This window comes from Telluria mixta, from assembly GCF_029223865.1.
GTDB lineage: Bacteria > Pseudomonadota > Gammaproteobacteria > Burkholderiales > Burkholderiaceae_D > Telluria > Telluria mixta.
In genome coordinates, this window is record NZ_CP119520.1 from 5,952,831 (window position 1) to 5,974,326 (window position 21,496).

25 protein-coding genes are annotated in these 21,496 nt (G+C 66.0%); 13 read left to right on the forward strand and 12 right to left on the reverse strand.

Annotation, left to right across the window (positions count from 1 at the left end):
- The first annotated feature begins 121 nt into the window (after positions 1-121).
- Complete coding sequence (locus tag P0M04_RS26175; protein ID WP_259451329.1) at positions 122-955, forward strand: phytanoyl-CoA dioxygenase family protein; 834 nt, start codon at positions 122-124, stop codon at positions 953-955.
- A 17-nt stretch (positions 956-972) separates the two neighbouring features.
- Here P0M04_RS26175 and P0M04_RS26180 read toward each other — a convergent pair whose 3' ends face one another.
- The 4 genes from P0M04_RS26180 to P0M04_RS26195 form a co-directional block, all read right to left on the reverse strand.
- Positions 973-1,191, reverse strand: a complete 219-nt coding sequence (locus tag P0M04_RS26180; RefSeq protein WP_259451328.1) for a hypothetical protein — start codon at positions 1,189-1,191, stop codon at positions 973-975.
- 64 nt (positions 1,192-1,255) lie between these two features.
- Complete coding sequence (locus P0M04_RS26185; protein ID WP_259451327.1) at positions 1,256-1,528, reverse strand: DUF5985 family protein; 273 nt, start codon at positions 1,526-1,528, stop codon at positions 1,256-1,258.
- Position 1,529: 1 nt separating this feature from the next.
- A complete protein-coding gene (locus tag P0M04_RS26190; RefSeq protein ID WP_259451326.1) occupies positions 1,530-1,787 on the reverse strand; it encodes a DUF5985 family protein in 258 nt (85 codons plus the stop codon).
- Entirely contained in the window at positions 1,787-2,173 is a 387-nt protein-coding gene (locus P0M04_RS26195) for a hypothetical protein (protein WP_259451325.1), read from the reverse strand. Before P0M04_RS26195 ends, P0M04_RS26190 begins: the two co-directional genes overlap by 1 nt.
- A gap of 173 nt (positions 2,174-2,346) precedes the next feature.
- On the opposite strand from P0M04_RS26195, the gene P0M04_RS26200 reads away from it, so the two are divergent.
- Together P0M04_RS26200 and P0M04_RS26205 are read left to right on the forward strand one after the other, a co-directional pair.
- Positions 2,347-3,192: a DNA/RNA non-specific endonuclease gene (locus P0M04_RS26200; RefSeq protein WP_259451324.1), complete on the forward strand. Its 846-nt coding sequence runs from the start codon at positions 2,347-2,349 to the stop codon at positions 3,190-3,192.
- A gap of 7 nt (positions 3,193-3,199) precedes the next feature.
- Complete coding sequence (locus tag P0M04_RS26205) at positions 3,200-3,448, forward strand: hypothetical protein (protein WP_259451323.1); 249 nt, start codon at positions 3,200-3,202, stop codon at positions 3,446-3,448.
- Between the two features lie 77 nt (positions 3,449-3,525).
- Here P0M04_RS26205 and P0M04_RS26210 read toward each other — a convergent pair whose 3' ends face one another.
- The gene (locus tag P0M04_RS26210; RefSeq protein ID WP_259451322.1) at positions 3,526-3,717 is read right to left on the reverse strand and encodes a hypothetical protein; all 192 of its coding nucleotides are present in this window, start codon (positions 3,715-3,717) and stop codon (positions 3,526-3,528) included.
- On the opposite strand from P0M04_RS26210, the gene P0M04_RS26215 reads away from it, so the two are divergent.
- Positions 3,716-5,926, forward strand: coding sequence for a hypothetical protein (locus P0M04_RS26215; protein ID WP_259451321.1), 2,211 nt, complete (start codon positions 3,716-3,718; stop codon positions 5,924-5,926). The genes P0M04_RS26210 and P0M04_RS26215 overlap by 2 nt on opposite strands.
- On the opposite strand, the gene P0M04_RS26220 is transcribed toward P0M04_RS26215, so the two are convergent.
- Both P0M04_RS26220 and P0M04_RS26225 read right to left on the reverse strand, forming a co-directional pair.
- Complete coding sequence (locus tag P0M04_RS26220; RefSeq protein WP_259451320.1) at positions 5,927-6,880, reverse strand: sensor domain-containing diguanylate cyclase; 954 nt, start codon at positions 6,878-6,880, stop codon at positions 5,927-5,929.
- A 135-nt stretch (positions 6,881-7,015) separates the two neighbouring features.
- Positions 7,016-7,516 (reverse strand): hypothetical protein, encoded by a 501-nt coding sequence (locus P0M04_RS26225; protein ID WP_259451319.1) that lies wholly within the window; start codon positions 7,514-7,516, stop codon positions 7,016-7,018.
- Between the two features lie 170 nt (positions 7,517-7,686).
- Between P0M04_RS26225 and queE the strand changes: the two genes are divergently transcribed.
- The 8 genes from queE (at position 7,687) to nadC (ending at position 14,913) form a co-directional block, all read left to right on the forward strand.
- Positions 7,687-8,322: a 7-carboxy-7-deazaguanine synthase gene (queE, locus tag P0M04_RS26230; RefSeq protein WP_259451318.1), complete on the forward strand. Its 636-nt coding sequence runs from the start codon at positions 7,687-7,689 to the stop codon at positions 8,320-8,322.
- Positions 8,323-8,328: 6 nt separating this feature from the next.
- Positions 8,329-8,775 carry a 6-carboxytetrahydropterin synthase QueD gene (gene queD / locus P0M04_RS26235; RefSeq protein ID WP_091662318.1) on the forward strand — a complete coding sequence of 149 codons (447 nt, stop codon included), beginning with the start codon at positions 8,329-8,331 and terminating at the stop codon, positions 8,773-8,775.
- Positions 8,768-9,241, forward strand: coding sequence for a tRNA adenosine(34) deaminase TadA (gene tadA / locus P0M04_RS26240; RefSeq protein ID WP_259451317.1), 474 nt, complete (start codon positions 8,768-8,770; stop codon positions 9,239-9,241). Before queD ends, tadA begins: the two co-directional genes overlap by 8 nt.
- A gap of 135 nt (positions 9,242-9,376) precedes the next feature.
- A complete protein-coding gene (locus P0M04_RS26245; protein ID WP_259451316.1) occupies positions 9,377-10,303 on the forward strand; it encodes an alpha/beta fold hydrolase in 927 nt (308 codons plus the stop codon).
- A complete protein-coding gene (gene ldcA / locus P0M04_RS26250; RefSeq protein ID WP_259451315.1) occupies positions 10,300-11,217 on the forward strand; it encodes a muramoyltetrapeptide carboxypeptidase in 918 nt (305 codons plus the stop codon). The genes P0M04_RS26245 and ldcA overlap by 4 nt, the downstream gene beginning before the upstream one ends.
- 65 nt (positions 11,218-11,282) lie before the next feature.
- Complete coding sequence (locus P0M04_RS26255; protein WP_259451314.1) at positions 11,283-12,884, forward strand: ABC-F family ATPase; 1,602 nt, start codon at positions 11,283-11,285, stop codon at positions 12,882-12,884.
- Between the two features lie 14 nt (positions 12,885-12,898).
- Positions 12,899-14,041 (forward strand): quinolinate synthase NadA, encoded by a 1,143-nt coding sequence (nadA, locus tag P0M04_RS26260; RefSeq protein ID WP_259451313.1) that lies wholly within the window; start codon positions 12,899-12,901, stop codon positions 14,039-14,041.
- The gene (gene nadC / locus P0M04_RS26265; protein ID WP_259451312.1) at positions 14,038-14,913 is read left to right on the forward strand and encodes a carboxylating nicotinate-nucleotide diphosphorylase; all 876 of its coding nucleotides are present in this window, start codon (positions 14,038-14,040) and stop codon (positions 14,911-14,913) included. Before nadA ends, nadC begins: the two co-directional genes overlap by 4 nt.
- A gap of 33 nt (positions 14,914-14,946) precedes the next feature.
- Here the strand turns inward: nadC and P0M04_RS26270 are convergent, their stop codons facing one another.
- The 5 genes from P0M04_RS26270 to P0M04_RS26290 all read right to left on the reverse strand — a co-directional run bounded on the left by P0M04_RS26270 (position 14,947) and on the right by P0M04_RS26290 (position 20,757).
- On the reverse strand, positions 14,947-15,978 hold the full coding sequence (locus tag P0M04_RS26270) for an alpha/beta fold hydrolase (protein ID WP_259451311.1): 1,032 nt from the start codon (positions 15,976-15,978) through the stop codon (positions 14,947-14,949).
- Positions 15,975-16,880: an NAD-dependent protein deacetylase gene (locus P0M04_RS26275; protein ID WP_259451310.1), complete on the reverse strand. Its 906-nt coding sequence runs from the start codon at positions 16,878-16,880 to the stop codon at positions 15,975-15,977. The genes P0M04_RS26270 and P0M04_RS26275 overlap by 4 nt, the downstream gene beginning before the upstream one ends.
- Positions 16,881-16,946: 66 nt before the next feature.
- Positions 16,947-17,855: a DMT family transporter gene (locus P0M04_RS26280; protein ID WP_259451309.1), complete on the reverse strand. Its 909-nt coding sequence runs from the start codon at positions 17,853-17,855 to the stop codon at positions 16,947-16,949.
- A 10-nt stretch (positions 17,856-17,865) separates the two neighbouring features.
- Positions 17,866-19,491, reverse strand: a complete 1,626-nt coding sequence (gene nadB, locus P0M04_RS26285) for an L-aspartate oxidase (RefSeq protein ID WP_281042108.1) — start codon at positions 19,489-19,491, stop codon at positions 17,866-17,868.
- Positions 19,492-19,569: 78 nt separating this feature from the next.
- Positions 19,570-20,757, reverse strand: coding sequence for a glycosyltransferase (locus P0M04_RS26290; protein WP_259451308.1), 1,188 nt, complete (start codon positions 20,755-20,757; stop codon positions 19,570-19,572).
- Between the two features lie 182 nt (positions 20,758-20,939).
- Between P0M04_RS26290 and P0M04_RS26295 the strand changes: the two genes are divergently transcribed.
- Positions 20,940-21,437 (forward strand): pyridoxamine 5'-phosphate oxidase family protein, encoded by a 498-nt coding sequence (locus P0M04_RS26295; protein ID WP_259451307.1) that lies wholly within the window; start codon positions 20,940-20,942, stop codon positions 21,435-21,437.
- Positions 21,438-21,496 lie beyond the last annotated feature (59 nt).

Genomic DNA, 21,496 nt, shown 5'->3' on the forward strand with positions numbered 1-21,496 from the left:
GGAGTTGAGCGGCCGGCTGTCAACAGGATGGACAGCCGGGCGCCATGCCGCGCCGATCGCCGGTAGGATGGCCGCGCGGGCACAACGGCACGACCGCCCGCGGTTCAGCGAGGAGAACAGCATGCAAGCATCGAACGAGAGCGCCGGCTACGACGTGGGCGCCATCATGGGCGGCCTGTACGGCGACGGCATCATCGCCTGCAAGGGCGCCTTCAGCGCCGAATGGGTGGCGCAACTGAAGGAAGACATCGAAACCCTGTTCGCCGAGGCGCGCGCGCGTCCAAAGGGCGCCCTGGAGCGCGGCCCGTGCCGCTACTACGTCGAGGTGCACCCGGAACGGCTGCGCGGCTTCGTCGAACTGGCGACGCACCCCTGGGTCGTCGCGGTGTGCCGGGCCGTGCTCGGGCCGGAGTACAAGATCGTCGAGGTGGGCTTCGACATCCCGTTCCCGGGCGCCATGCACCAGCCGTGGCACCGCGACTTCCCATCGCCGCCCGAGACGCTGGTCGGACGCCGCCTGAATTCGCTCGCCTTCAACCTGACGACGGTCGACGTGACGGAGGAGATCGGACCGTTCGAGATCGCGCCGGGCACGCAGTGGGACGACCTCGCCGGCGGCGACCTGATGTTCCCGGACAAGTCGCTGTACCCGCGCTACGAGGCGCGCGCCCAGCGCAAGCTGCCGAAAGTCGGGGACATCTCGGCCCGCTCGGCCCTGACGATCCACCGCGGCACGGCGAACCGCAGCCAGCTGTCGCGTCCCGTGCTCGTGCTGGGCGTGGACGCGCCGGACGGCCGCAACGCCGACAAGCACGATCTGCAAGTGACGCAGGCCTACTGGGATGCGTTGCCGGCCACCGTGCGCGACCATCTGCGTTGCAGGATCGTGCCCGCGCTGGAAAACATCGAGCAGGCCCACACGATCGAGGGCCTGCGGATGGGAATTACCGCTTAGCGATTACCGCTTAGGGATTACGGCTTGGGGATGTCCTTCGGCGCCTTGCCGACGCGGCGCAACTGGTCCGACTGCTGGTCGAGGTTCACTTCCTCGGCCACGTCGTAGCGGCCGTCCTCCGCATCGTCGCCCGGCAATAGCGATTCGGACCGGTTTTCGGCGCGTTGCTGCTGGCCCGGATCGGCGCGTTGGGCGTTGTCCTTGCGCTTTTCCCCGCTGTTGTCCTGTCCTGCCATGGTGTCCTCCCGATAGTGGTGTGGTGGCCGATTATGGCGCACGGGAGGGAGGGCGAGGCGCACGCTACTTCGAGCGGGAGCGTCGCGCGGGCAGGTTCTTTTCCAGGATCGCCCACAGGATCAGGCCATACGCCAGCAGGCGCACGAGGTAGTGCAGGGGCGTGTCCTCGGACTCGTCGAACGTCAGCGCGGACACGATGCGGTGCACGCCCTCGATGCCGAACGACAGGGCGAAGTACAGGAAAAAGCGGTCGCGCGAGCTGCGCCAGAAGCGCAGGAAGAACAACGCGATGACGAAGGAAGCCATGGCGATGGCGCCGGCGATCAGGTCGCTCATGTCATTCCTTCTCGTAGATGAGGCCGTACAGCAGCAGGAGCATGGCCACGAGGGCCGACACCTGGCGCACGGGCAGCAGGTAGTAATCGGGGAACACGACCTTGTCCAGCATGAGGAACACGTTGTTCACGGTCAGCGCCACGAACGACGCGCCGCTCCAGAACAACAGCCGGTGTCCGGTGCGGCGATAGCTGCCCAGCAGCAGCCACGCGCATGCCAGCGACGTCAGTGTACACAACGAATAGATGGTAATGGCCATCAGGAATCCTTCCGCCATTTGAAAGCATCCGCAAACTGCTGGGCCTTGCGGTCGAGTGAAGAGTGGATCAGGTGGGTGACTTCGACGAGATGGGTCGCGTACAAGTCGGCCAGTCGGTCGATGCGTTCACGCATGCCGGAGTCCGCGGGGGCATAGCGGTAGGCCTCGGCGTCCTGGCACTGCACGGCGATGCGGGCCGTGCACAGGTCCGCGAGCAGGTCTTCCGCCGTCTTTTCGCGCACGTACAGCCGCCGCGCCAGCGTGTCGCGGCGCCAGGCGTGGTCCGGATCGGCGCGCATCAGCAGCAGCGCTTCGAGGAAAGGGACCGAGGGGATGCTGGTCAGCACGAAGCGCCGGAGGTCCTCGGGTATGGAGGAATTATCCATCGCCATTTAATTTGGACAAATGTACTTAGCTTTTTGAAACGGGGATTGTATAGCATTCTTTTCGGAAATGCAGGTGGATTTCAACCGTGCGCGCCTATCCAAACAGGAAATCCATGAGGAAGCGCAAGCGTGCGTCGGCTAGAATGGCGCAATCCTTGATTTGTCGAATTCCTATGTTCAAGAAGTTTGTCGCGCCTGCGCTCGTGCTGGCATCGCTGTTATCGCTCGGCGCCTGCAAGCGCGAGTCCCCGAACCCGCATCAAGCTCCGGCGCGCGTCCATACGGAAGCGCGTGCGCCGCAGCCGCAATCGTGCAGCGACCATTTCGTGGAAGGGCAGGCGCCGCGCATCACGAATCCCAAGCTCGACAAGGCGGCGGAAACGCTGTGCTTCAACGTGTTCAGCGTGCTGCATTCCGGCATCACGCGCACGCCGCTGTGGTCGGCGGAACACCTGCAGGCAGGGAATATCGCGGCGGCGCAGGAATTGTCGCGCGAAAACTCGTTCCATTCCGAAACGCGCCTGCCGGCCGGCCAGCGCGCGGAGTTGTCCGACTATGCCCGCAGCGGCTACGACCGCGGTCACATGGCCCCGAACGGCGACATGCCGGACCGCGACAGCCAGCGCGACAGCTTCAGCCTCGCCAACATCGTCCCGCAGGACGGCGAGAACAACCGCAACCTCTGGGCGGGCATCGAGGGCGCCGTGCGCAAGATGGCGAAGAAGGAGGGCGACCTGTACGTCGTGACGGGTCCGGCCTTCCTCGGCGCCGACGTGAAGAAGATCGGCAACGTGCTCGTGCCGACCCATTTGTATAAACTTGTGTACAGCCCGCGCCAGCGCGCCGGCGCCGCGTGGTTCGTCGAGAACGCGGCCGATGCGAAGGCGAACGTGATTCCGATCCCCGAGCTCGAACGCATCATCGGCATCAACCTGCTGCCCGCGCTGTCGGACGCGGAGAAGGAGCGCGTGCTGGTGCTGCCGGAAGTCCGCGTCAAGCCGTCCCGCAACCGTAAATAGGAGCCCTATGACCAAGTTCGCACCCTACGAGAACGAGGCCGACGTCGTCGAAATCGGCAACCTGATGCTGGAGAACCGCCTGGACCGGATCACGATCTCCGGCGACGTCGACCTCACGGCCGACAAGGATGGTCTCGCCAAGGCGCGCCTGCTGCACGACCTGCTGGGCCGCATCGTCGCGGGCCTGGAGGCGAAGGATTTGCCTGACCGGCTGCCGCCGCCCGATGTCAAGACGGTCGCCAATCCGTTCGGCTGACTGCCGCACATGCTGCGTACCGGTCGGTGCGCGTGCTCACTGAACTCATGGATAAAACGGGCCGCACGGCCCGTTTTTCATTGGGGCGATACGCATGAGTTGTAGCCGGTCAATGGTGCGCGCAACGCGGCCGCTTTGGAGTAGTCTCGACAAGGAACCGGCGTGAGGAACTCCACGCGGAAAACGTCGTGCTCGGTGGCGAGCAGGTCGGCGTGGCGCGCTTCGCGAAAGCCGGTGATTTCACCACGATGACAGCGGAGGAACATCATGCGACACACCCTGGTAGCAGTCTTCGACAACCGAAGCGACGCGCAAAACGCTCTCGACGAATTGCTGGCGTCGGGCTTCTCGCGCACCGATGCGAGCCTCTCCAGCGCCGATCCCACCGGCCAGTCGAACAGCGTCACCGGCGACAACGAGTTGCTAGAGGGCGAACGCGAGGAAGGCTTCGGCGCCTCGATCAAGCATTTCTTCACGGGCCTGTTCGGGTCGGACACGAACGAACACGCGATGAAGTACTCGTACGCCGTCACGCGCGGCCACCACGTCCTGACCCTGACGACGGACTCCGAGCCGGAAGTCGAACGCGCCGCCGACATCATCGAGCGCTTCGGCCCCGTCGATATCGACGAGCGCCACGACCAGTGGTCGCGCGATGCGGGCGGCACGGGCGTCCTTGGCGCATCGTCCGGGATGCAGCAATCGAGCAGCATGTCCGCACAGTCGGGCAACCTCGGATCGAGTTCCGGCTCGTCCGGCTCGTATCAGGGGACGCCCCCGGGCACGGAACCGGGTTCGCTGCAGTTCACGGGCCATGACGACCGCAACTTCTTCGCCACGCAGAACATCAACGATCCGGTCCCCAAAGGCCAGACGTACGAGGAACCGATGGGCGCCTCGGAGCAGTCGGGCGGGTCGATGGACAGCGCCTCCGGCGGCAACACCCTGAGCGGCACCCAGAGCTCGGCGCAGAACCCGGCTACCGGCTCGTCGCTGCAATCGTCGCAGAGCGGCTCGCTGAACCAGAGCGGCGCCACCCTGCAGGGCACGGCATCGATTCCCGGCTCGGACGACACGTCGCTGGGCGGCACCGCCCGCGTGGGCAGCTCCATGCAACGCGATACGGGCGGGTCGGTCTCGCGCGGCAACGTGCGCGTGTTCTCGCATGGCAGCGACATGAGCGGCATGAGCGACACCTACGACGACGACTATCGCAACGACTGGAACGACAATTACTCGAGCCTGGGCGGCAGCTACGACGACTACGCGCCGGCCTACCGCTTCGGCAACGAGATGCGCCGCAACGAGAAATACCGCGACCGCGACTGGAGCGACATCGAGCAATCGCTGCGCAGCGACTGGGAGACGCGCAATCCGGGCCCTTCGACGTGGGACAAGTTCAAGGCGGCCGTGCGCCGCGGCTGGGACAAGATCACGCCGGACACGGACGACCACTATCGCAGCCACTGGGACGACAATTACTCGAGCCTGGGCGGCAGCTACGACGACTACGCGCCGGCCTACCGCTACGGCACCGAAATGCGCTCGAGCACCCGATACCGCGACCGCTCGTGGGACGAGGTGGAGTCCGACCTGAAGAGCGACTGGGAATCGCGCCATCCGGGCGAGTCCACGTGGGAGAAATTCAAGGCCGCGGTGCGCCGCGGCTGGGACAAGATCACCCCGGACATCGATAACGACAGCTATTACCGTAGCCACTGGAACGCGAAGTACTCGAACGCGGACGACAACTACGACGACTACCTGCCGGCCTACCGCTACGGCAACGAGGCCCGGCGCCTGCAGAAATACCGCAGCCGCCACTGGGACGATGTCGAATCCGACCTGAAAACCGACTGGGAATCGCGCTACACGACCGGCCCGTCCACGTGGGAGAAATTCAAGGACGCCGTGCGCCATGGCTGGGACAAGATCACGCCGGACATGGACGACGACTCGACCTACTACCACAAGCACTACGAATCGACCTACGCTGCCAGCGGCACCGACTTCAACGACGTGGCCCCGGCCTACCGCTACGGCAACGAGATGCGCAGCAGCGACACCTATCGCGACCGCGACTGGGACGACGTCGAGCACGATCTCAAGAAGGACTGGCACAGCAAGTACGGCACGGACCACGAACCGTCAGCCTGGGAGCGCATCAAGGCGGCCGTCCGCCACGGCTGGGAACGGATGACGGGCGAGACGGCGTCCGCGGACGACGACAGCCACTACCGCACGCACTGGACGAACACGTACCAGACGAGCGGCACGAGCTACGACGACCTGGCACCGGCCTACCGCTACGGCGCCCAGATGCGCAACGACGTCCGCTATCGCAACCGCGACTGGTCGGACGTCGAGAAGGACCTGCGTGCCGACTGGGATACGCGCTATGGCAAGGACGGCGCGTCGACCTGGGAGAAGATGAAGGCCGCGGTGCGGCACGGGTGGGACCACGCCACGATCGGCTGATCAGGCCAGCTCGGACAGCGGCAAGCTGATCCGGTTCCGCCCCATATGCTTGGCCCGGTACAGCGCCGCATCGGCAATGGCGACCAGTTCGCTGGCGCCGTTGTCGGGCGACGCGATCGCGGTGGCCGCGCCGATCGACACGGTCACGTGCTGCGCCGGCGCCAGGCGGTTGGGGACTTGCAGTTGTTCGACGCGGGTGCGGATGCGTTCGGCCACGCTCGCCGCACCCTTCAGTGACTGGTTCGGCAGGATCACCGCGAATTCCTCACCGCCATAGCGCGCCACGAGGTCGTTGGCCCGCATTTCGCTGGCAACCGCCGTGGCGATGCGTTTCAGGCATTCGTCGCCGCCCAGGTGGCCGTTCGCATCGTTATACGCCTTGAAATTGTCGACATCGACCATCAGCAGCGACAGCGGCTGGCGCTGGCGCAGCGCGCGCGCCCATTCGGCATGGAGCGTCTCGTCGAAGCAGCGGCGATTGGCCAGGCCGGTAAGGCCGTCGCGTGTGGCCAATTGTTCCAGGGCGATCTGGGCCAGTTTTTCGTCCGTCATGTCGCGCAGCGTCTCGACGACGGCAGCGAGGCGGCCGCGCTCGTCGTAGATCGGGCTCGCGTCCGTCGCCAGGTAACGCCGGCGACCCATGCGCGGCATGTCGCACCAGCTCTCGGCGGACAGGTGCGGATCGTCGGGCAAGCCGATGCGGGGGTGTTGCGCATCGCCGGCGCGTTCTTCGAGGAGGAGGTCGGCGAGGGTGGGGCGGCGCTCCTCGAAAAAACTGCGCCAGTGCTCGCGCGTGCCGATGATGTCGCGCGCCGGGACACCCGTCAGGCGCTCGCATGCGCGGTTCCACAGGATCACGCGGGACGTCGTATCGAGCACGAAAATGGGAATGGCCAGCGTCTCCATCAACTGGTGGGCGAAAGCGCGATCGGCCGGCGCGCCCGAGGAATCCATGAGCCGCTGTATTGTTGTTGTGCTTGTCATGAGGCGTCCTTCGGTTCTAATGAGCAATTAATTGCTGACGAGAACCGATTGTGCGCCACAGACAATGGTGCGCCCTTGATCTTTAGCAAGGGTGGATAGAGGCCGTCACCCGGGCTCGTCCGCGTGGGCGACGATTGCCTGGGCCACCCGGTCGACGCGGGTACACAATACATCGATACGCGACGCGAGGAACGGATCCTCCAGGGCGTACTGGCGGCGCACCTGGAGCAGCTCGGTCTGGATGGCGACCAGTTGCGCGAGTGGGTCGAGATTGCCGCGGCGGCCGTTGGCGCGGCGGCCATCGACACTGCCCGTCAGCCGGCCCAGCAGCATATCGGACTCGGCCAGCGCCTGGTCGGCCTGGCTGCGGGCCTTCTGTTCGCGGCACAATGCGGCTTCCAGCCGCGCGATCCGGTCTTCGCTCCGCACGCGCCGGAACAACGTGGCGAACAGCACGGTCATCATGGCGAGCACCAGCACGCCCAGGTGCAGCCGCGCCGGCACGACGAGCATCCTGGCATGTTCCGGGATCCCGAACCACACGGCGAGCAACAGCAGGGCCCCGAGCGTGGCACGCAGCGACTGGAGCAGCACGGTTTTCATCACGATCCCTCCGACGAGGACTAGGACGACTCGATTAGGAACTTTCCGTAAGCAAAGGTACGACTTTCCGAACGGCACGTTTTTGCTCGCCATCAACTAATCAGTCCTCTTCTGCCACCTGCGCGGGTCGCGGTATAATGGAAGGTTGACGCGAGCCTTTTCGGACTTTCACAGTGACTTACAGCATCAAAGAAATTTTCTACACCCTGCAGGGCGAGGGCGCCCATGCGGGCCGCCCGGCCGTGTTCTGCCGCTTTTCGGGCTGCAACCTGTGGACGGGCCGCGAAAGCGACCGCGCCACGGCCGTCTGCCAGTTCTGCGATACGGATTTCGTCGGCACCGACGGCGAACGGGGCGGCAAATTCAAGGATGCCGCCAGCCTGGCCTCGGAAATCAACAGTTTGTGGCCGGAGTCTTATCCGGCGAGCAAATACGTCGTCTTCACGGGCGGCGAGCCGCTGCTGCAACTGGATGCGGCGCTGATCGACGCGATGCATGCCGTCGGTTTCACGATCGCCATCGAAACGAACGGCACCTTGCCCGTGCCGCCGGGCGTGGACTGGATCTGCGTGAGCCCGAAGATGGGCTCGACACTCGTGGTCGGCAAGGGCAACGAGATCAAGGTCGTCGTCCCGCAGACGGGCCAGGACCTGGCCGCGTACGAACACCTGGATTTCGACAACTTCTTCGTGCAACCGATGGACGGTCCGCTGGCCCAGTTCAACACGCAGCTGGCCATCGACACGTGCCGCCGCAATCCGAAGTGGAAGCTCAGCCTCCAGACCCATAAACTCCTGAACATTCCCTGAGCACACATGCTGACCATTACCCGCAAGCTGGAATTCGATGCCGGCCACCGCATTCCCGACCATAAAAGCCAGTGCCGCAACCTGCACGGCCACCGCTACACGCTGGAAATCACGCTGACGGGCGCCGTCATCGACGTCGAAGGCAATTCCGACAACGGCATGATCATGGATTTCTCGGACATCAAGGCGCTCGCCAAGGAGCATCTCGTCGACGTCTGGGACCACGCCTTCCTCGTGTACGAGAAGGACGAGGCCGTGCGCGGTTTCCTCGCCAGCCTGCCGAACCATAAAACCGTCGTGATCGACCGCATCCCGACCGTGGAAAACCTCGCCCAGGTGGCGTGGAACATCCTCAAGGCAGCCTACAAGGACCGCTACGGCACCGGCCTGCGCCTGCAGAAGCTCGTGCTGCACGAGACCCCGAACTGCTGGGCCGAAATCACGGATGTCTGACGCGGACGCCACCTACATGGGCCTGGCCCTGCAGGAAGCCCGCAAGGCCTGGGCGGCGGGCGAGGTGCCCGTGGGCGCCGTCGTCGTGCGCGACGGCGAGGTCGTCGCCACCGGCTTCAACCAGCCGATCGGGCGCCACGATCCGACCGCGCACGCGGAGATCGTCGCCCTGCGCGCGGCCGCGGACAAGCTCGGCAACTACCGGCTGCCGGGCTGCGAGCTGTACGTGACCCTGGAGCCGTGCGCGATGTGCTCGGGCGCGATGATGCATGCGCGCCTGGCGCGGGTCGTGTATGCCGCGCCGGATCCGAAGACGGGCGTGTGCGGCTCCATCCTCGACCTGTTCGCGCTGGAGCAGCTGAATCATCACACCGATGTCGTCGGCGGCGTGCTGGCCGACGAAGCGAGCGCCATGCTCAAGGGGTTCTTCGCCGAACGCCGCGCCGCGCGGCGCACGCAAGGCTGACGCCACCCGTTTGCCGAAAATGGTATGCTGGTTCCACACCTTCGCTGCTTTCCGGTAGCGCGGAATTCTATGGACCCATCGATCAAATTCGGCACCGCTTCCTGACCAGGTCGACCCGGTGCCGGCGACGCCGCCATGCCTAGTCTGAACGCCAACGGGATCCGCATCGCCTTCGACACGGCGGGCGATCCGAAATCCGTACCACTGCTGCTGATTTCGGGCCTCGGCCTGCAATTGACGGCCTGGCCGGACGAATTCGTCGAAGGCCTCGTCGAACTGGGCTTTTACGTGATCCGTTTCGATAATCGCGACAGCGGCCTGTCCACCAAGTTCGAACACGCCGGCACGCCCAGCCTCACGCTGGCCTGGCTGAAGTCGCTGCTGCGCTTGCCGCTCAAACCCCCTTATCGCCTGGAAGACATGGCAGACGATGCGATCGGCGTGCTGTCGGCGCTGGGCGTCGCGCGCGCCCACATCGTCGGGATGTCGATGGGTGGCATGGTAGGGCAACTGATGGCGGCCAAGTTTCCGTCGCGCGTACTGAGCCTGACGTCGATCATGTCCAGCAGCGGCCGCCGCGGCTTGCCGGGCCCGACGCAAACGGCCCGCCGCGCGCTGCTGCGCCGGCCGCGCGGCGCGGCCGACATCGACACGGCCATCGACTACAACGTGCAGCTGCTGCAAGCCATCGGCAGCCCGTCGTATCCGACACCGGAAAAACACCTGCGCCGCCGCGTCGCCCGCGCGCTGCGCCGCAACTGCTGCCCGGGCGGGGTCGTGCGCCAGATGCTGGCCGTGACGGCCTGCGGCGATCGCACCCCGCAACTGCAGACGATCGTCGCGCCGACGCTCGTGATCCACGGCGCGGCCGATCCGCTCGTGCCGCTCGCGTGCGGCGTCGACACCGCGCAGGCGATTCCCGGTGCCCGCCTCGAAGTCATCGAGGGGATGGGCCACGACCTGCCGGCCCAGCTGCTCGAGCGGCTCCTCGCCTTGATCGACGCCCATGCGCACGGTAAGATGGCGCCCGACTCGACACCAAGGCTCTTCGTCAAACAGTGACCATCCAAAAACTGGGCATCGCCCTCATCGCGCCGGCCGGCTATGCGCCCGAGCCGGAAGCGATCCCGCGCGGCATCGCGCGCCTCGAAGCCCAGGGCATCCTGGTCCACAATTACTACAAGCACGAAGAACGCCACCAGCGCTTCGGCGCCACGGACGCGGAACGCCTCGCGCAGCTGGAAGCGGCAATCGCCGATCCGGACGTACAGATCGTGATGGCCATCCGCGGCGCGTACGGCATGACCCGGCTGCTGCCGGACATCGACTTCGAACGCATGGCGGCGAGCGGCAAGATCTTCGTCGGCTATTCCGACGTCACGGCATTCCACATGGGGCTGTACGCGAAGACGGGCGCACTCAGCTACGCCGGCCCCATGTTCACCGCCGACTTCGGCTCAGCCGAACCCGACGAGTTCACCCTGAACGACTTCTGGCGCTGCCTGGCCGGCCCGACGCACACGATCTCCGGCCATGGCGCTGCCAACCCGCGCCTCGACGTGGAGGGCACCGTCTGGGGCGGCAACCTGGCGATGATGATGTCGGTGCTGGGCACGCCGTACTTCCCGCAGATCGACGGCGGCATCCTGTTCCTGGAAGACATCGCCGAGCACCCGTTCCGCGTGGAGCGCATGCTGCTGCAACTGATGCATGCGGGCGTGCTGGAAAAGCAGCGCGCCATCGTGCTGGGCGACTTCTCCGGCTACCGTCTCGGACCGAACGACAACGGCTACAACTTCGACGAAATGCTGGCCTATGTCCGCGCGACCTTGCCCGTGCCGGTGCTGACGGGCCTGGAATTCGGCCACATCGCACGCCACGTCACGATTCCGTTCGGTGCGCAGGGGCATTTGCAGTGCGATGGCGGGCGATGGTCGCTCACCATGTCCGGTTACCCGACACTCAAGACTGCCTGACGCAACGCCTCTCCCACAGTGGTAAAATGTACGGTTAATCGAATACCCAAAACGAAGGTTTCCCAGTGCTCAGTACAGCCAACATCACGATGCAGTTCGGCGCCAAGCCGCTGTTCGAAAATATTTCCGTCAAGTTCGGCGACGGCAACCGTTACGGCCTGATCGGCGCGAACGGCTGCGGCAAGTCGACCTTCATGAAGATCCTCGGCGGCGACCTCGAGCCGTCCGCCGGCAACGTCAGCCTCGACCCGCACGAGCGCCTCGGCAAGCTTCGCCAGGACCAGTTCGCGTACGAAGACGTGCGCGTGCTCGACGTCGTCATGATGGGCCACACGGAACTGTGGGAGGCGATCCGCGAACGCGACGCCATCTATGCCAATCCGGAAGCGACGGACGAGGATTACATGAAAGCGGCCGAGCTCGAAGGCAAGGTCGCCGAATACGACGGCTACTCGGCCGAAGCGCGCGCCGGCGAACTGCTGCTGGGCCTGGGCATCGCCACCGACCTGCACCAGGGCCCGATGAGCGCCGTGGCGCCGGGCTGGAAGCTGCGCGTGCTGCTGGCGCAGGCCCTGTTCTCGGATCCGGACATCCTGCTGCTCGACGAACCGACCAACAACCTGGACATCCACACGATCAGCTGGCTGGCCGACATGCTGAACCAGCGGAACTCGACGATGATCATCATCTCGCACGACCGCCACTTCCTGAACTCGGTCTGCACGCACGTCGCCGACATGGACTACGGCACGCTGAAGGTCTACCCGGGTAACTACGACGACTACATGGAAGCGTCGACGCAGGCCCGCAACCAGCAGCTGGCCAACAACGCGAAGGCGAAGGAAAAGGTCGCCGAACTGCAGGACTTCGTGCGCCGCTTCTCGGCGAACAAGTCGAAGGCCCGCCAGGCCACGTCGCGCGCCAAGATGATCGACAAGATCAAGATCGAGGAATTCAAGCCGTCCTCGCGCGCCTATCCGTTCGTCCGCTTCGAAGGCGAGAAGAAACTGCACCGCCTGGCCGTCGAGACGGAAGGCCTGTCGAAATCGTACGACCGCCAGCTGTTCAAGAATTTCTCGATCATGGTCGAGGCCGGCGAGCGCATCGCGATCATCGGTGCCAACGGCGCCGGCAAGACGACGTTGCTGCGTTGCATCGGCAGCGGCCCGATCACGGGCCTGGATGCGGACACCGGCCGCGTGAAGTGGGCCGAGAACGCGAATCCGGGCTACATGCCGCAGGATCCGACTGAAGAGTTTGCCACCGACCTGAACCTGACCGACTGGATGGGCAACTGGACGAAGGAAGGCGACGACGACCAGGCCGTGCGCTCGATCCTGGGCCGCCTGCTGTTCGGCGGCGACGAGGTCAAGAAGTCCGTGCGCGTGCTGTCCGGTGGCGAGAAGGGCCGCATGATGTACGGCAAGCTGATGCTGGGCCGTCACAACGTGCTGCTGCTCGACGAACCGACCAACCACATGGACATGGAATCGATCGAGTCGCTGAACATCGCGCTGGATAAATACGCAGGCACCCTCATCTTCGTGTCGCACGACCGTGAGTTCGTGTCGTCGCTGGCGACCCGCATCCTGGAGATCAAGGAAGACCGCATCATCGACTTCCAGGGCAATTACGAGGATTACCTGAAGAGCCAGGGTCTCGACTGATTGGAGTTTGCCCCATGAATACCATTGCCCCCGTTAAAGTCTTTGAATACGACCGGCCGGTCGGCGGCGTGTGTTCCACCGCCGAGGCCTGGGCCCGTACGCCGTCGCCGCTCGAAGTCGCTGAGAAGACCGCGCTGAAGGACCGCATCCGCCGCCTGCTGAAGGAGCGCGAAGCCGTCCTCGTCGCGCACTACTACGTCGATGCCGACCTGCAAGACCTCGCTGAGGAAACGGGCGGGTGCGTGTCGGACTCGCTGGAAATGGCGCGCTTCGGCCGCGATCATCCGGCCAAGACGCTCGTCGTGGCCGGCGTGCGCTTCATGGGCGAGACGGCGAAGATCCTGAGCCCGGAAAAGACGATCCTGATGCCGGACCTGGACGCAACCTGCTCGCTGGACCTGGGTTGCCCGGCCGACGAGTTCGCCGCGTTCTGCGACCAGCATCCGGACCGCACGGTCGTCGTCTACGCCAACACGTCCGCCGCCGTGAAGGCGAGGGCGGACTGGATGGTGACGTCGTCGATCGGCCTGGACATCGTCAAGTACCTGCACGACCAGGGCAAGAAGATCCTGTGGGCGCCGGACCGCCACCTGGGCTCGTACATCCAGAAGCAGACGGGCGCCGACATGCTGCTGTGGCAGGGTTCCTGCCTCGTACACGACGAATTCAAGGGTGTCGAACTGGACCTGCTGCGTGCGGAATACCCGCATGCGAAGGTGCTCGTGCACCCGGAATCGCCGGCCAACGTCGTTGCCCAGGCGGACGTCGTCGGCTCGACGACCCAGCTGATCAACGCGGCGCAGACGATGGACGCGACGCACTTCATCGTCGCCACCGACAACGGCATCCTGCACAAGATGCGCATGGCCGCGCCGGGCAAGACCCTGATCGAGGCCCCGACGGCCGGCAACAGCGCCACCTGCAAGAGCTGCGCGCACTGCCCGTGGATGGCGATGAACGGCCTGCAGAACCTGGCCGACGTGCTGGAAGCGACCGACAGCAAGAACGAAATCTTCGTCAACCCGGAGATCGGCAGGCAGGCCAAGCGCGCCATCGACCGCATGCTCGACTTCGCCGCCGCCAAGAAGGCGAAGGCGCTGCCGACCGGCTCGCTGGAGCAGGAAGCCAACCTCTTCAAAGGAATCGGTCCCGCATGAGCAACCTCCGCAACCCATTCGCTGATGAAGGCCAGTTCGACGAGAAACTGCAGGCCGCTTTCGAACAGAACCTGCTGGCCGCGCTGCTGGAAGACGTCGGCAGCGGCGACCTCACGGGCAAGCTCGTGCCGGAGGCGCCCCGCGCGAAGGCGCGCGTGATCGTGCGCGAGCAGGCCGTCCTGTGCGGCGCGCCATGGTTCGAAGGCGTCATGCTCGCCGTGGACCAGGATATCGAGATCGACTGGAAATATGCCGAGGGCGACGTGATGGCGGCGGACAGCGTCGTCTGCACGATCGAAGGGTCGCCGCGTTCGCTGCTGACGGCGGAGCGCTCGGCCCTGAACTTCCTGCAACTGCTGTCCGGCGTCGCGACGGCCACGCGCACCTATGTGGACGTCATCGCGGGAACCAAGGCGCGGATCCTCGACACGCGCAAGACGCTGCCGGGCCTGCGCCAGGCACAGAAGTACGCGGTGCGCGTGGGCGGCGGCGCCAACCAGCGCATGGCGCTGTACGACGGTATCCTGATCAAGGAAAACCACATCGCGGCCGCGGGCGGCATCACGCCGGCGCTGCAGGCGGCGACTGCGCTGAACGCGGGCGTGTCTATCCAGGTCGAGGTGGAGTCGATCGCCGAACTGGAAGAAGCGCTCGGTGCAGGTGCCACGTCGGTCCTGCTCGACAACTTCGACCTGGAGATGATGCGCGAAGCGGTGCGCATCAACGAGGGACGCGCGTTGCTGGAAGCGTCGGGCGGCATCAACATGCAGACCGTGCGCGCGATCGCCGAGACCGGCGTCGACCGGATTTCGATTGGCAGCCTCACGAAGGATGTGAAGGCTACCGATTACTCGCTGCGTATCGTCGGCTGATGCCGTTCGGTGGGCTCGCGGAGCCCACCATCTTTACGTCCCGCTTTCGCTGGCCCGGGCCAATGCCTCGGCCTGCGGATTCCTCCGATACACCGACTCGCCAACGCGGCCCGCGATCTCGTCGACCGCGGCCAGCACCTTGTCCGGATGCGCATAATGCGTCATGTGTCCGACACCGGGCTGCAACTGCAGCTCGCTGTCCGGCAGGCGCTCGTCCAGCCGTTCGGAGTTGTGGCCGAAGTCGACGATCTTGTCCTTGGTCCCGGCCATGACCACGACCGGCACCTTCAGCTCCGGATAATGCCTGGACAGCGCCACGGCCGACGGCACCATCAGCGCCGTCTCGGCCGCGCTGGCGCGCAGCTGGTTCGGACGCAGCAGCATCCACACGGGCAATTCGCGGAAGCGGGCATCGACCGGCTGCGGCGAGAACACCCGCTTCGTCAGCGGACGCCACAGCATGCGCGTGATGAGCGGCGAGACCGTATAGCGCATCAGGTCGCCCACGAGCGGGATGGCAGGCCCGGACAGCAGCGGCACGTCGGCACGCAGGCTCGGGTAGTAATAGCCCGACAGCAGCACGAGGCCGCGCACGAAGTCCGGCACCTCCAGCGCCATCGACAGCGCGACGAGCGTGCCCCACGAGTGGCCCAGCACGATGGCCGAGTCGACGCCGATCTCCTGCAGCGCATGGTGCAGCAGGCGGGCCTGGGCCTGCGGCGTCCACACCTTGCTGCGTGGCCGCTCGCTGTAGCCGAAGCCGGGACGGTCGAACGCGATCACCCGATAATGCTCGGCCGCCTTGTCCATCAGGCCGCTGGTCTGGAAATCGCTGGCCAGTACGCCGTTCCCGTGCAACAGGACCAGCGCGGGACCGCTGCCCCGTTCGACGTAGTGCAGGCGCACGCCGTCGACCTTGACGAAACGGCCTTGCGGCGGATTGTCCGCCTCGGCCTGCTTTGTCTTGGAACGCACGTAAAAATAGGAAGCGGCAAGGCCGAGGCCGGCCAGCAGCGCGCCGGCTTGCCACGGTTTGACACCAGTATTTCGCAGATCTTTCGTCACAGTATTCCCCCGTCGAGTGGTATGGATGGCGTGTTGTCTCGCTCCGTCTGCTCCGAACCTTTGATGAGCATGTCCAGCGCGAGCGGGAGCACCCGCTCGGCCGATTCTTCGATCTTGATGTCGAGGAGGTCGTCGGCCCGCGTGCGGCCGAGGTTGATGGCGGCGATCGGCTTACCGGCGGCCTGCGCCATGCGGCAGAAGCGGAAGCCGGAATAGACCATCAGCGACGATCCGACGACCAGCAGCGCATCCGCCCGTTCCATCTGTTCCAGCGCGATGGCCGTGCGTGCCGGCGGGACGTTATCGCCAAAGAAGACCACGTTCGGCATCAGCGTGCCGCCGCAGCAGGTGCAATACGGCAGCCGGAAGCTGGCCAGTTCCGTCGGTTCGACGGACGCGTCGCCGTCAGGCAAGGGCGTCGCGTTCGCACCCGCCATATGCGGATTGAAATCTTCCAGCTGTCCCTGCACGAAAGCGCGCGGGAAAATCGCCGAGCATTCGAGGCACACGACCGTATGGATATTGCCGTGCAATTCCAGCACGCCGTGGGTGCCGGCCTGGCCGTGCAGGCCGTCCACGTTCTGCGTCAGCACCGAGCCGATCTTCCCGATGCGTTCCAGCCCCGCGATCGCGACATGGCCCCGATTCGGCCGGGCCTGCGCAAGCACGGGCCAACCGATCATGCTGCGCGCCCAATAGCGCCGCTGCACGGCCTCGGACTTGCGGAAATCCGGGCCGTGGATCGGGGGTTTGCCGCGCCGGGTGCCGTCGCGGTCGCGGTAATCGGGAATGCCGGATGCTGTCGACAGCCCCGCGCCCGTCAGCACAAGCGCGCGCGGGTGGCGGTCGAGGAATGCGGCGATCCGCGCCGCGTGGTCGTGGACGGTGAATGCTTCTGCCATCGTTGTGCTCCTTCCGCTGGGATCGTAACATCTTCGATGCCCGCACAGAAACACGTTACGGGTGCTTCAACGTTTGGCGGAAACGACGATCCCGCCCACGATCAGCAGGAACGCGAGTACGTGGTAGGCATGGGGCAGCTCGCCCAGGAAGGCGGACGACAGCAGCGCAGTGAACAGGGGCGTCAGGTTGACGAAGAATGCGCCGATGCCGGGTCCCGCACGGCGGATGCCGGCGCCCCACATGGCGAACGCGAGCACCGCCGGGCACACCGCAACGAACAGGAGCGCGGCCACGACCGGCCAGCTCCACGCGATGGCCGGTGCGCCCAGGGACCACTCGACGCCGGCAAAACCGGCCGACCACAGCAGCCCGAACGCCACCTGCGCGCCGAGGAATGCGGCCCAGTCGGCGCGCAAGGCCGGCTCGTCCCGAGGCTGCAGCAGCATCCAGCTGTAGAACGACCACGCGATCGTCGCGAGGATCATGTAGAGGTCGCCCGCGACGAGGCGCAGCGCGAGCAACTGGTCGACGTCGCCGCGGCACAGCACGACGAGCACCCCGACGATCGACAGCAATGCGCCGATCACCTGGCGGGTGCGCACGGCGACGCCGTAGAACAGGCGGCCGACGAGCATCATCCACACGGGCATGCCGGACGCGACGAGGGTGACATTGATGGGCGTGGAGCTCTGCAGCGCCAGGTATTGCAGCGAGTTGTACATGCCGATGCCCAGCAGCCCCAGCAGCGCATAACGGCGCCAGCGGATCCGGATCGCATCGAGCACGCCGGCCTGGCGCAAGGTTGCCCAGCCAAGGGGCAGCAGCACGGCCAGCGCGATCGTCCAGCGCAGCAGGTTCAACGTCATTGGCGGCACGGCCGCGCGCACCAGGCGTCCCACGATGGCGTTGCCCGCCCACAGCAGGGGCGGGACGGTCAGCAGCAGGACAGTCGACGGAGTGAGCTTCTGGTTCATCGCCCCGCGATCAGCGCCGGCGCGGCGTCAGGACGCTCGGCAACGCCTTCGGCAGCGTATCCGGATAGTCGCGCGAGAAATGCAGGCCGCGGCTTTCGTGGCGCGACAGCGCGCTGCGGACGATCAGGTGCGCCACCTCGACGAGGTTGCGCAGCTCCAGCAGGTCGTTGGTGACGCGGAAGTTACGGTAATACTCGTCGATCTCTTCCTTCAGCAGCTTGATGCGGTGTTGCGCGCGTTCCAGGCGCTTCGTCGTGCGCACGATGCCGACGTAGTTCCACATGAAGCGGCGCAGCTCGTCCCAGTTGTGGGCGATGACGACTTCCTCGTCCGCATTGGTGACGCGGCTCTCGTCCCACGCAGGCAGCGCGGGCAGGTCGACCGACGGTGCTGCGGCGATCTGGTGGGCGCACGCGCGGCCCACGACCAGGCATTCCAGCAGCGAGTTGCTGGCCAGGCGGTTGGCGCCATGCAAGCCCGTATAAGCGGTCTCGCCGACGGCGTACAGGCCCGGGATGTCGGTGCGGCCCGCGAGGTCCGTCACGACGCCGCCGCACGTGAAGTGCACGGCCGGCACGACCGGGATCGCTTCCTTCGTGATGTCGATGCCCAGCTCCAGGCAGCGCGCGTAGATCGTCGGGAAGTGTTCCTTGATGAATTCGGGGCTCTTGTGGGTGATGTCGAGGTGGACGTAGTCGACGCCGCGCTTCTTCATTTCGAAGTCGATGGCACGCGCCACGACGTCGCGCGGGGCCAGTTCCCCCCGGTCGTCGTGCGCGGGCATGAAGCGCGTGCCGGCCGCGGTGCCCGCCTCGGGCGGCAGTTTCAAGAGGCCGCCTTCGCCGCGCACGGCTTCCGTGATCAGGAACGATTTCGCGAACGGGTGGTACAGGCAGGTCGGGTGGAACTGGATGAATTCCATGTTCGACACGCGGCAGCCGGCGCGCCAGGCCATCGCGATGCCGTCGCCCGTCGCGGTGTCGGGATTCGTCGTGTACAGGTAGACCTTGCCGGCGCCGCCCGTGGCGAGCACCGTGTGTTCCGCCTCGAACGTCTGCACTTTGCCGCTCTTTTCGTCCTGCACGTACAGGCCGTAGCAGCGCGGCTGGCCGACGAGGGCCGGACCGGCGTGCACGCCATCCGGCTGTAGCTTATCGGACGTGATCACGTCGATCGCGCAGTGGTGCTCGAAGAGGGTGATGTTCGGGTGGGCGCGCACCTTCTGTTCCAGCGTCACCTGCACGGCGTGGCCGGTGGCGTCGGCCGCATGGATGATACGGCGCTGGCTGTGGCCGCCTTCGCGGGTCAGGTGGAAGCCGAGTTCCGCGGTCTCGTCGCGGGTGAACGGCACGCCTTGCTCGATCAGCCATTCGATCGCCTCGCGCCCATGCTCGACGATGTAGCGGGTGGCCGCTTCGTCGCACAGGCCCGCGCCGGCGACGAGGGTGTCGGCGATATGCTGGTCGTGGCTGTCGCCCGAATCCAGCACGGCGGCGATGCCGCCCTGGGCCCAGTTGCTGGCACCGTCGAGGAGCTCGCGCTTGGAGATGATGGCGACCTTGCGGGTTTGCGCCAGATGAAGGGCAACCGACAGGCCGGCCAGGCCGCTGCCGACGATGGCTACGTCAAATTTCATCGCACTCTCTTGGTTTTGCTTTTGTAAAGAGGCATCACTATAGACGATTTGGCGCGCGTATGTGGAAGATGGCGCTGTTCAGCATCCCCGGCGGCCGCTCCCCGGCGCCTCGCCCCCCGTGAGGGCATCGTAGACGGCAAGGTAGTCGCGCGCCATCGCCGGCATGCTGTGGCGGGCGATGACCTGGCTGCGCGCCCGCGCGCCGTGGCGCGCCGCCATGTCCGGTATCCTGCAGTAATCGGCGATCGCCGCCGCCAGCAGTTCCGTCGACATGGGGGGCACGAGGATGCCCGTGAAGCCGGGATGGACGAGCTCCGTATTGCTTCCCACGGCCGATGCGACGACCGGCAGTCCCGTCGCCATCGCCTGCAGGATGGCGTTCGACCGGTCTTCCGCCGCCGCCGGCAGCACGAACAGGTCCATCGCCCGCAGCAGCTGGGGCACGTCGGCGCGCGCGCCCGCCAGCCACGCGCGCGAGGCCGCGCCGGCCCGGTGCAGCAGCGCCTGGCATTCGGTGCGCGCCGGCCCGTCGCCGACCAGCAGCAGCCGCAGCCGCTGGTGCGCCGGATGCGGCGACGCGATCAGGCGCAGGAACGCTTCGACGAGACTCGTGTGGTTGCCGGCAGCGTCCATGCGGCCGACGCTTCCGACGACGAATACGCCGTCGTGCATGAACCCGGGCGGCCCGACGGCGGCGGCGGGCCCGAGGCGCGGGTGGAATTGCACGCTGTCGACGCCGTTCGCGATCTGCGACACGCGCGCCGGCGCCGCGCCCACGGATTCGACGAGCCATTCTTCCAGATCGCTGCTGGCGGCGATGTAATGGTCGACCAGCGGACACAGCAGCCGGCGCAGCAGGCGCGTACCGACGCCGCCGCCGGCATGCGCCGCGCCGCGCCGGTGCTCCGCGTGCACACGCAGCTTGACCCCGGCCAGCGCCGCGATCACCTGGGCCGGGAGGCCGGCGCCGTCGCGTGTGTGGATGAGGTCGGGCCGCAGCGCGCGCAGCACGCCGAACATGCGCAGGTAGTGCAAGGGATCGCGCCCGGACCGTTTGTGCAGGTTGACGACTTCGACACCGTGTTCACGGACGTCGCCCTGTCGGCCGCCGCGGTCGTGCATGCAGACGATGGTGTGGCGGTAGCGCTCCGGCGGCAGGTGCCGGATCAGGTTCAGCAGGCTGGTCTCGGTCAACGCCGCGTCGAGCGCGTCGACGATGTGGACGACGAGCCGCGGCCGCTCGTCCGGCTCGAACAAGGAACCCATGCGTCACCCGTCAATGAAGCGCGATGGTCAATTATATTGCGCTGCAACGCGGCATTTTTTCTGCTCTCCGGCACTGTTGACCGGCCTCAAAAACCGGGTGTGCAAGCCATCCGTACGCCGCCGCACGGAGCGGCAGGCGGGCCCGGACTACGATGGCGCTTCCAAACGCACGAGGAATCACCATGAGCACACACGACAGCAAAGACATCGCCGACCTGAAATCGCGGATCAAGGAAGTCCGCTTTCCCATGTTCACGTGGCAGGACGAACACGGCCACCTGCTGAGCCAGCCGATGACGCAGGAAGAGGTCGACGACGCGGGAGGCGTCTGGTTTTTCACGTCCACGCCGACGGCGCTGTGGGATTGCATCGCGCACCGGCCGCAAGTGAACCTGTCGTTCGCGAAGCCGGAAGACAGCCTGTTCGTGTCGGTCAGCGGGCTGGCCGAGCGCGTCGTCGACCGCGAACGCATCCGCGCGATGTGGAACGCGGGCGTGCAAGCGTGGTTCCCGGCCGGTCCGGACGACGAGCACGCCGTGCTGATCCGCGTCGAGCCGCATTCCGCGGAATACTGGGATTCGCACGACAGCAAGATGGTGCGCCTGTTCGCCTACGCGAAGGCGGCCATGACGGGCACCCGGCCGGACGTGGACGCGGAACACCGCACGATGAAGCTGTAACATTCCTCCCTTGCAAGAAACGGAGCGGGTGGCGTACAGTACACGCTTCTTTCAAGGCG

Bases quoted from the DNA above. Each gene is read 5' to 3' on its own strand.
- P0M04_RS26295 (WP_259451307.1), top strand. From the start codon at position 20,940: ATGAGCACACACGACAGCAAAGACATCGCCGACCTGAAATCGCGGATC.
- P0M04_RS26185 (WP_259451327.1), bottom strand. From the start codon at position 1,528: ATGAGCGACCTGATCGCCGGCGCCATCGCCATGGCTTCCTTCGTCATC.
- P0M04_RS26275 (WP_259451310.1), bottom strand. From the start codon at position 16,880: ATGGCAGAAGCATTCACCGTCCACGACCACGCGGCGCGGATCGCCGCA.
- P0M04_RS26205 (WP_259451323.1), top strand. From the start codon at position 3,200: ATGACCAAGTTCGCACCCTACGAGAACGAGGCCGACGTCGTCGAAATC.
- P0M04_RS26290 (WP_259451308.1), bottom strand. From the start codon at position 20,757: ATGGGTTCCTTGTTCGAGCCGGACGAGCGGCCGCGGCTCGTCGTCCAC.
- P0M04_RS26180 (WP_259451328.1), bottom strand. From the start codon at position 1,191: ATGGCAGGACAGGACAACAGCGGGGAAAAGCGCAAGGACAACGCCCAA.
- P0M04_RS26220 (WP_259451320.1), bottom strand. From the start codon at position 6,880: ATGGATTCCTCGGGCGCGCCGGCCGATCGCGCTTTCGCCCACCAGTTG.
- queD (WP_091662318.1), top strand. From the start codon at position 8,329: ATGCTGACCATTACCCGCAAGCTGGAATTCGATGCCGGCCACCGCATT.
- P0M04_RS26245 (WP_259451316.1), top strand. From the start codon at position 9,377: ATGCCTAGTCTGAACGCCAACGGGATCCGCATCGCCTTCGACACGGCG.
- nadC (WP_259451312.1), top strand. From the start codon at position 14,038: ATGAGCAACCTCCGCAACCCATTCGCTGATGAAGGCCAGTTCGACGAG.
- P0M04_RS26190 (WP_259451326.1), bottom strand. From the start codon at position 1,787: ATGGCCATTACCATCTATTCGTTGTGTACACTGACGTCGCTGGCATGC.
- nadB (WP_281042108.1), bottom strand. From the start codon at position 19,491: ATGAAATTTGACGTAGCCATCGTCGGCAGCGGCCTGGCCGGCCTGTCG.
- P0M04_RS26175 (WP_259451329.1), top strand. From the start codon at position 122: ATGCAAGCATCGAACGAGAGCGCCGGCTACGACGTGGGCGCCATCATG.
- P0M04_RS26280 (WP_259451309.1), bottom strand. From the start codon at position 17,855: ATGAACCAGAAGCTCACTCCGTCGACTGTCCTGCTGCTGACCGTCCCG.
- P0M04_RS26215 (WP_259451321.1), top strand. From the start codon at position 3,716: ATGCGACACACCCTGGTAGCAGTCTTCGACAACCGAAGCGACGCGCAA.
- tadA (WP_259451317.1), top strand. From the start codon at position 8,768: ATGTCTGACGCGGACGCCACCTACATGGGCCTGGCCCTGCAGGAAGCC.
- P0M04_RS26195 (WP_259451325.1), bottom strand. From the start codon at position 2,173: ATGGATAATTCCTCCATACCCGAGGACCTCCGGCGCTTCGTGCTGACC.
- P0M04_RS26210 (WP_259451322.1), bottom strand. From the start codon at position 3,717: ATGATGTTCCTCCGCTGTCATCGTGGTGAAATCACCGGCTTTCGCGAA.
- nadA (WP_259451313.1), top strand. From the start codon at position 12,899: ATGAATACCATTGCCCCCGTTAAAGTCTTTGAATACGACCGGCCGGTC.
- P0M04_RS26200 (WP_259451324.1), top strand. From the start codon at position 2,347: ATGTTCAAGAAGTTTGTCGCGCCTGCGCTCGTGCTGGCATCGCTGTTA.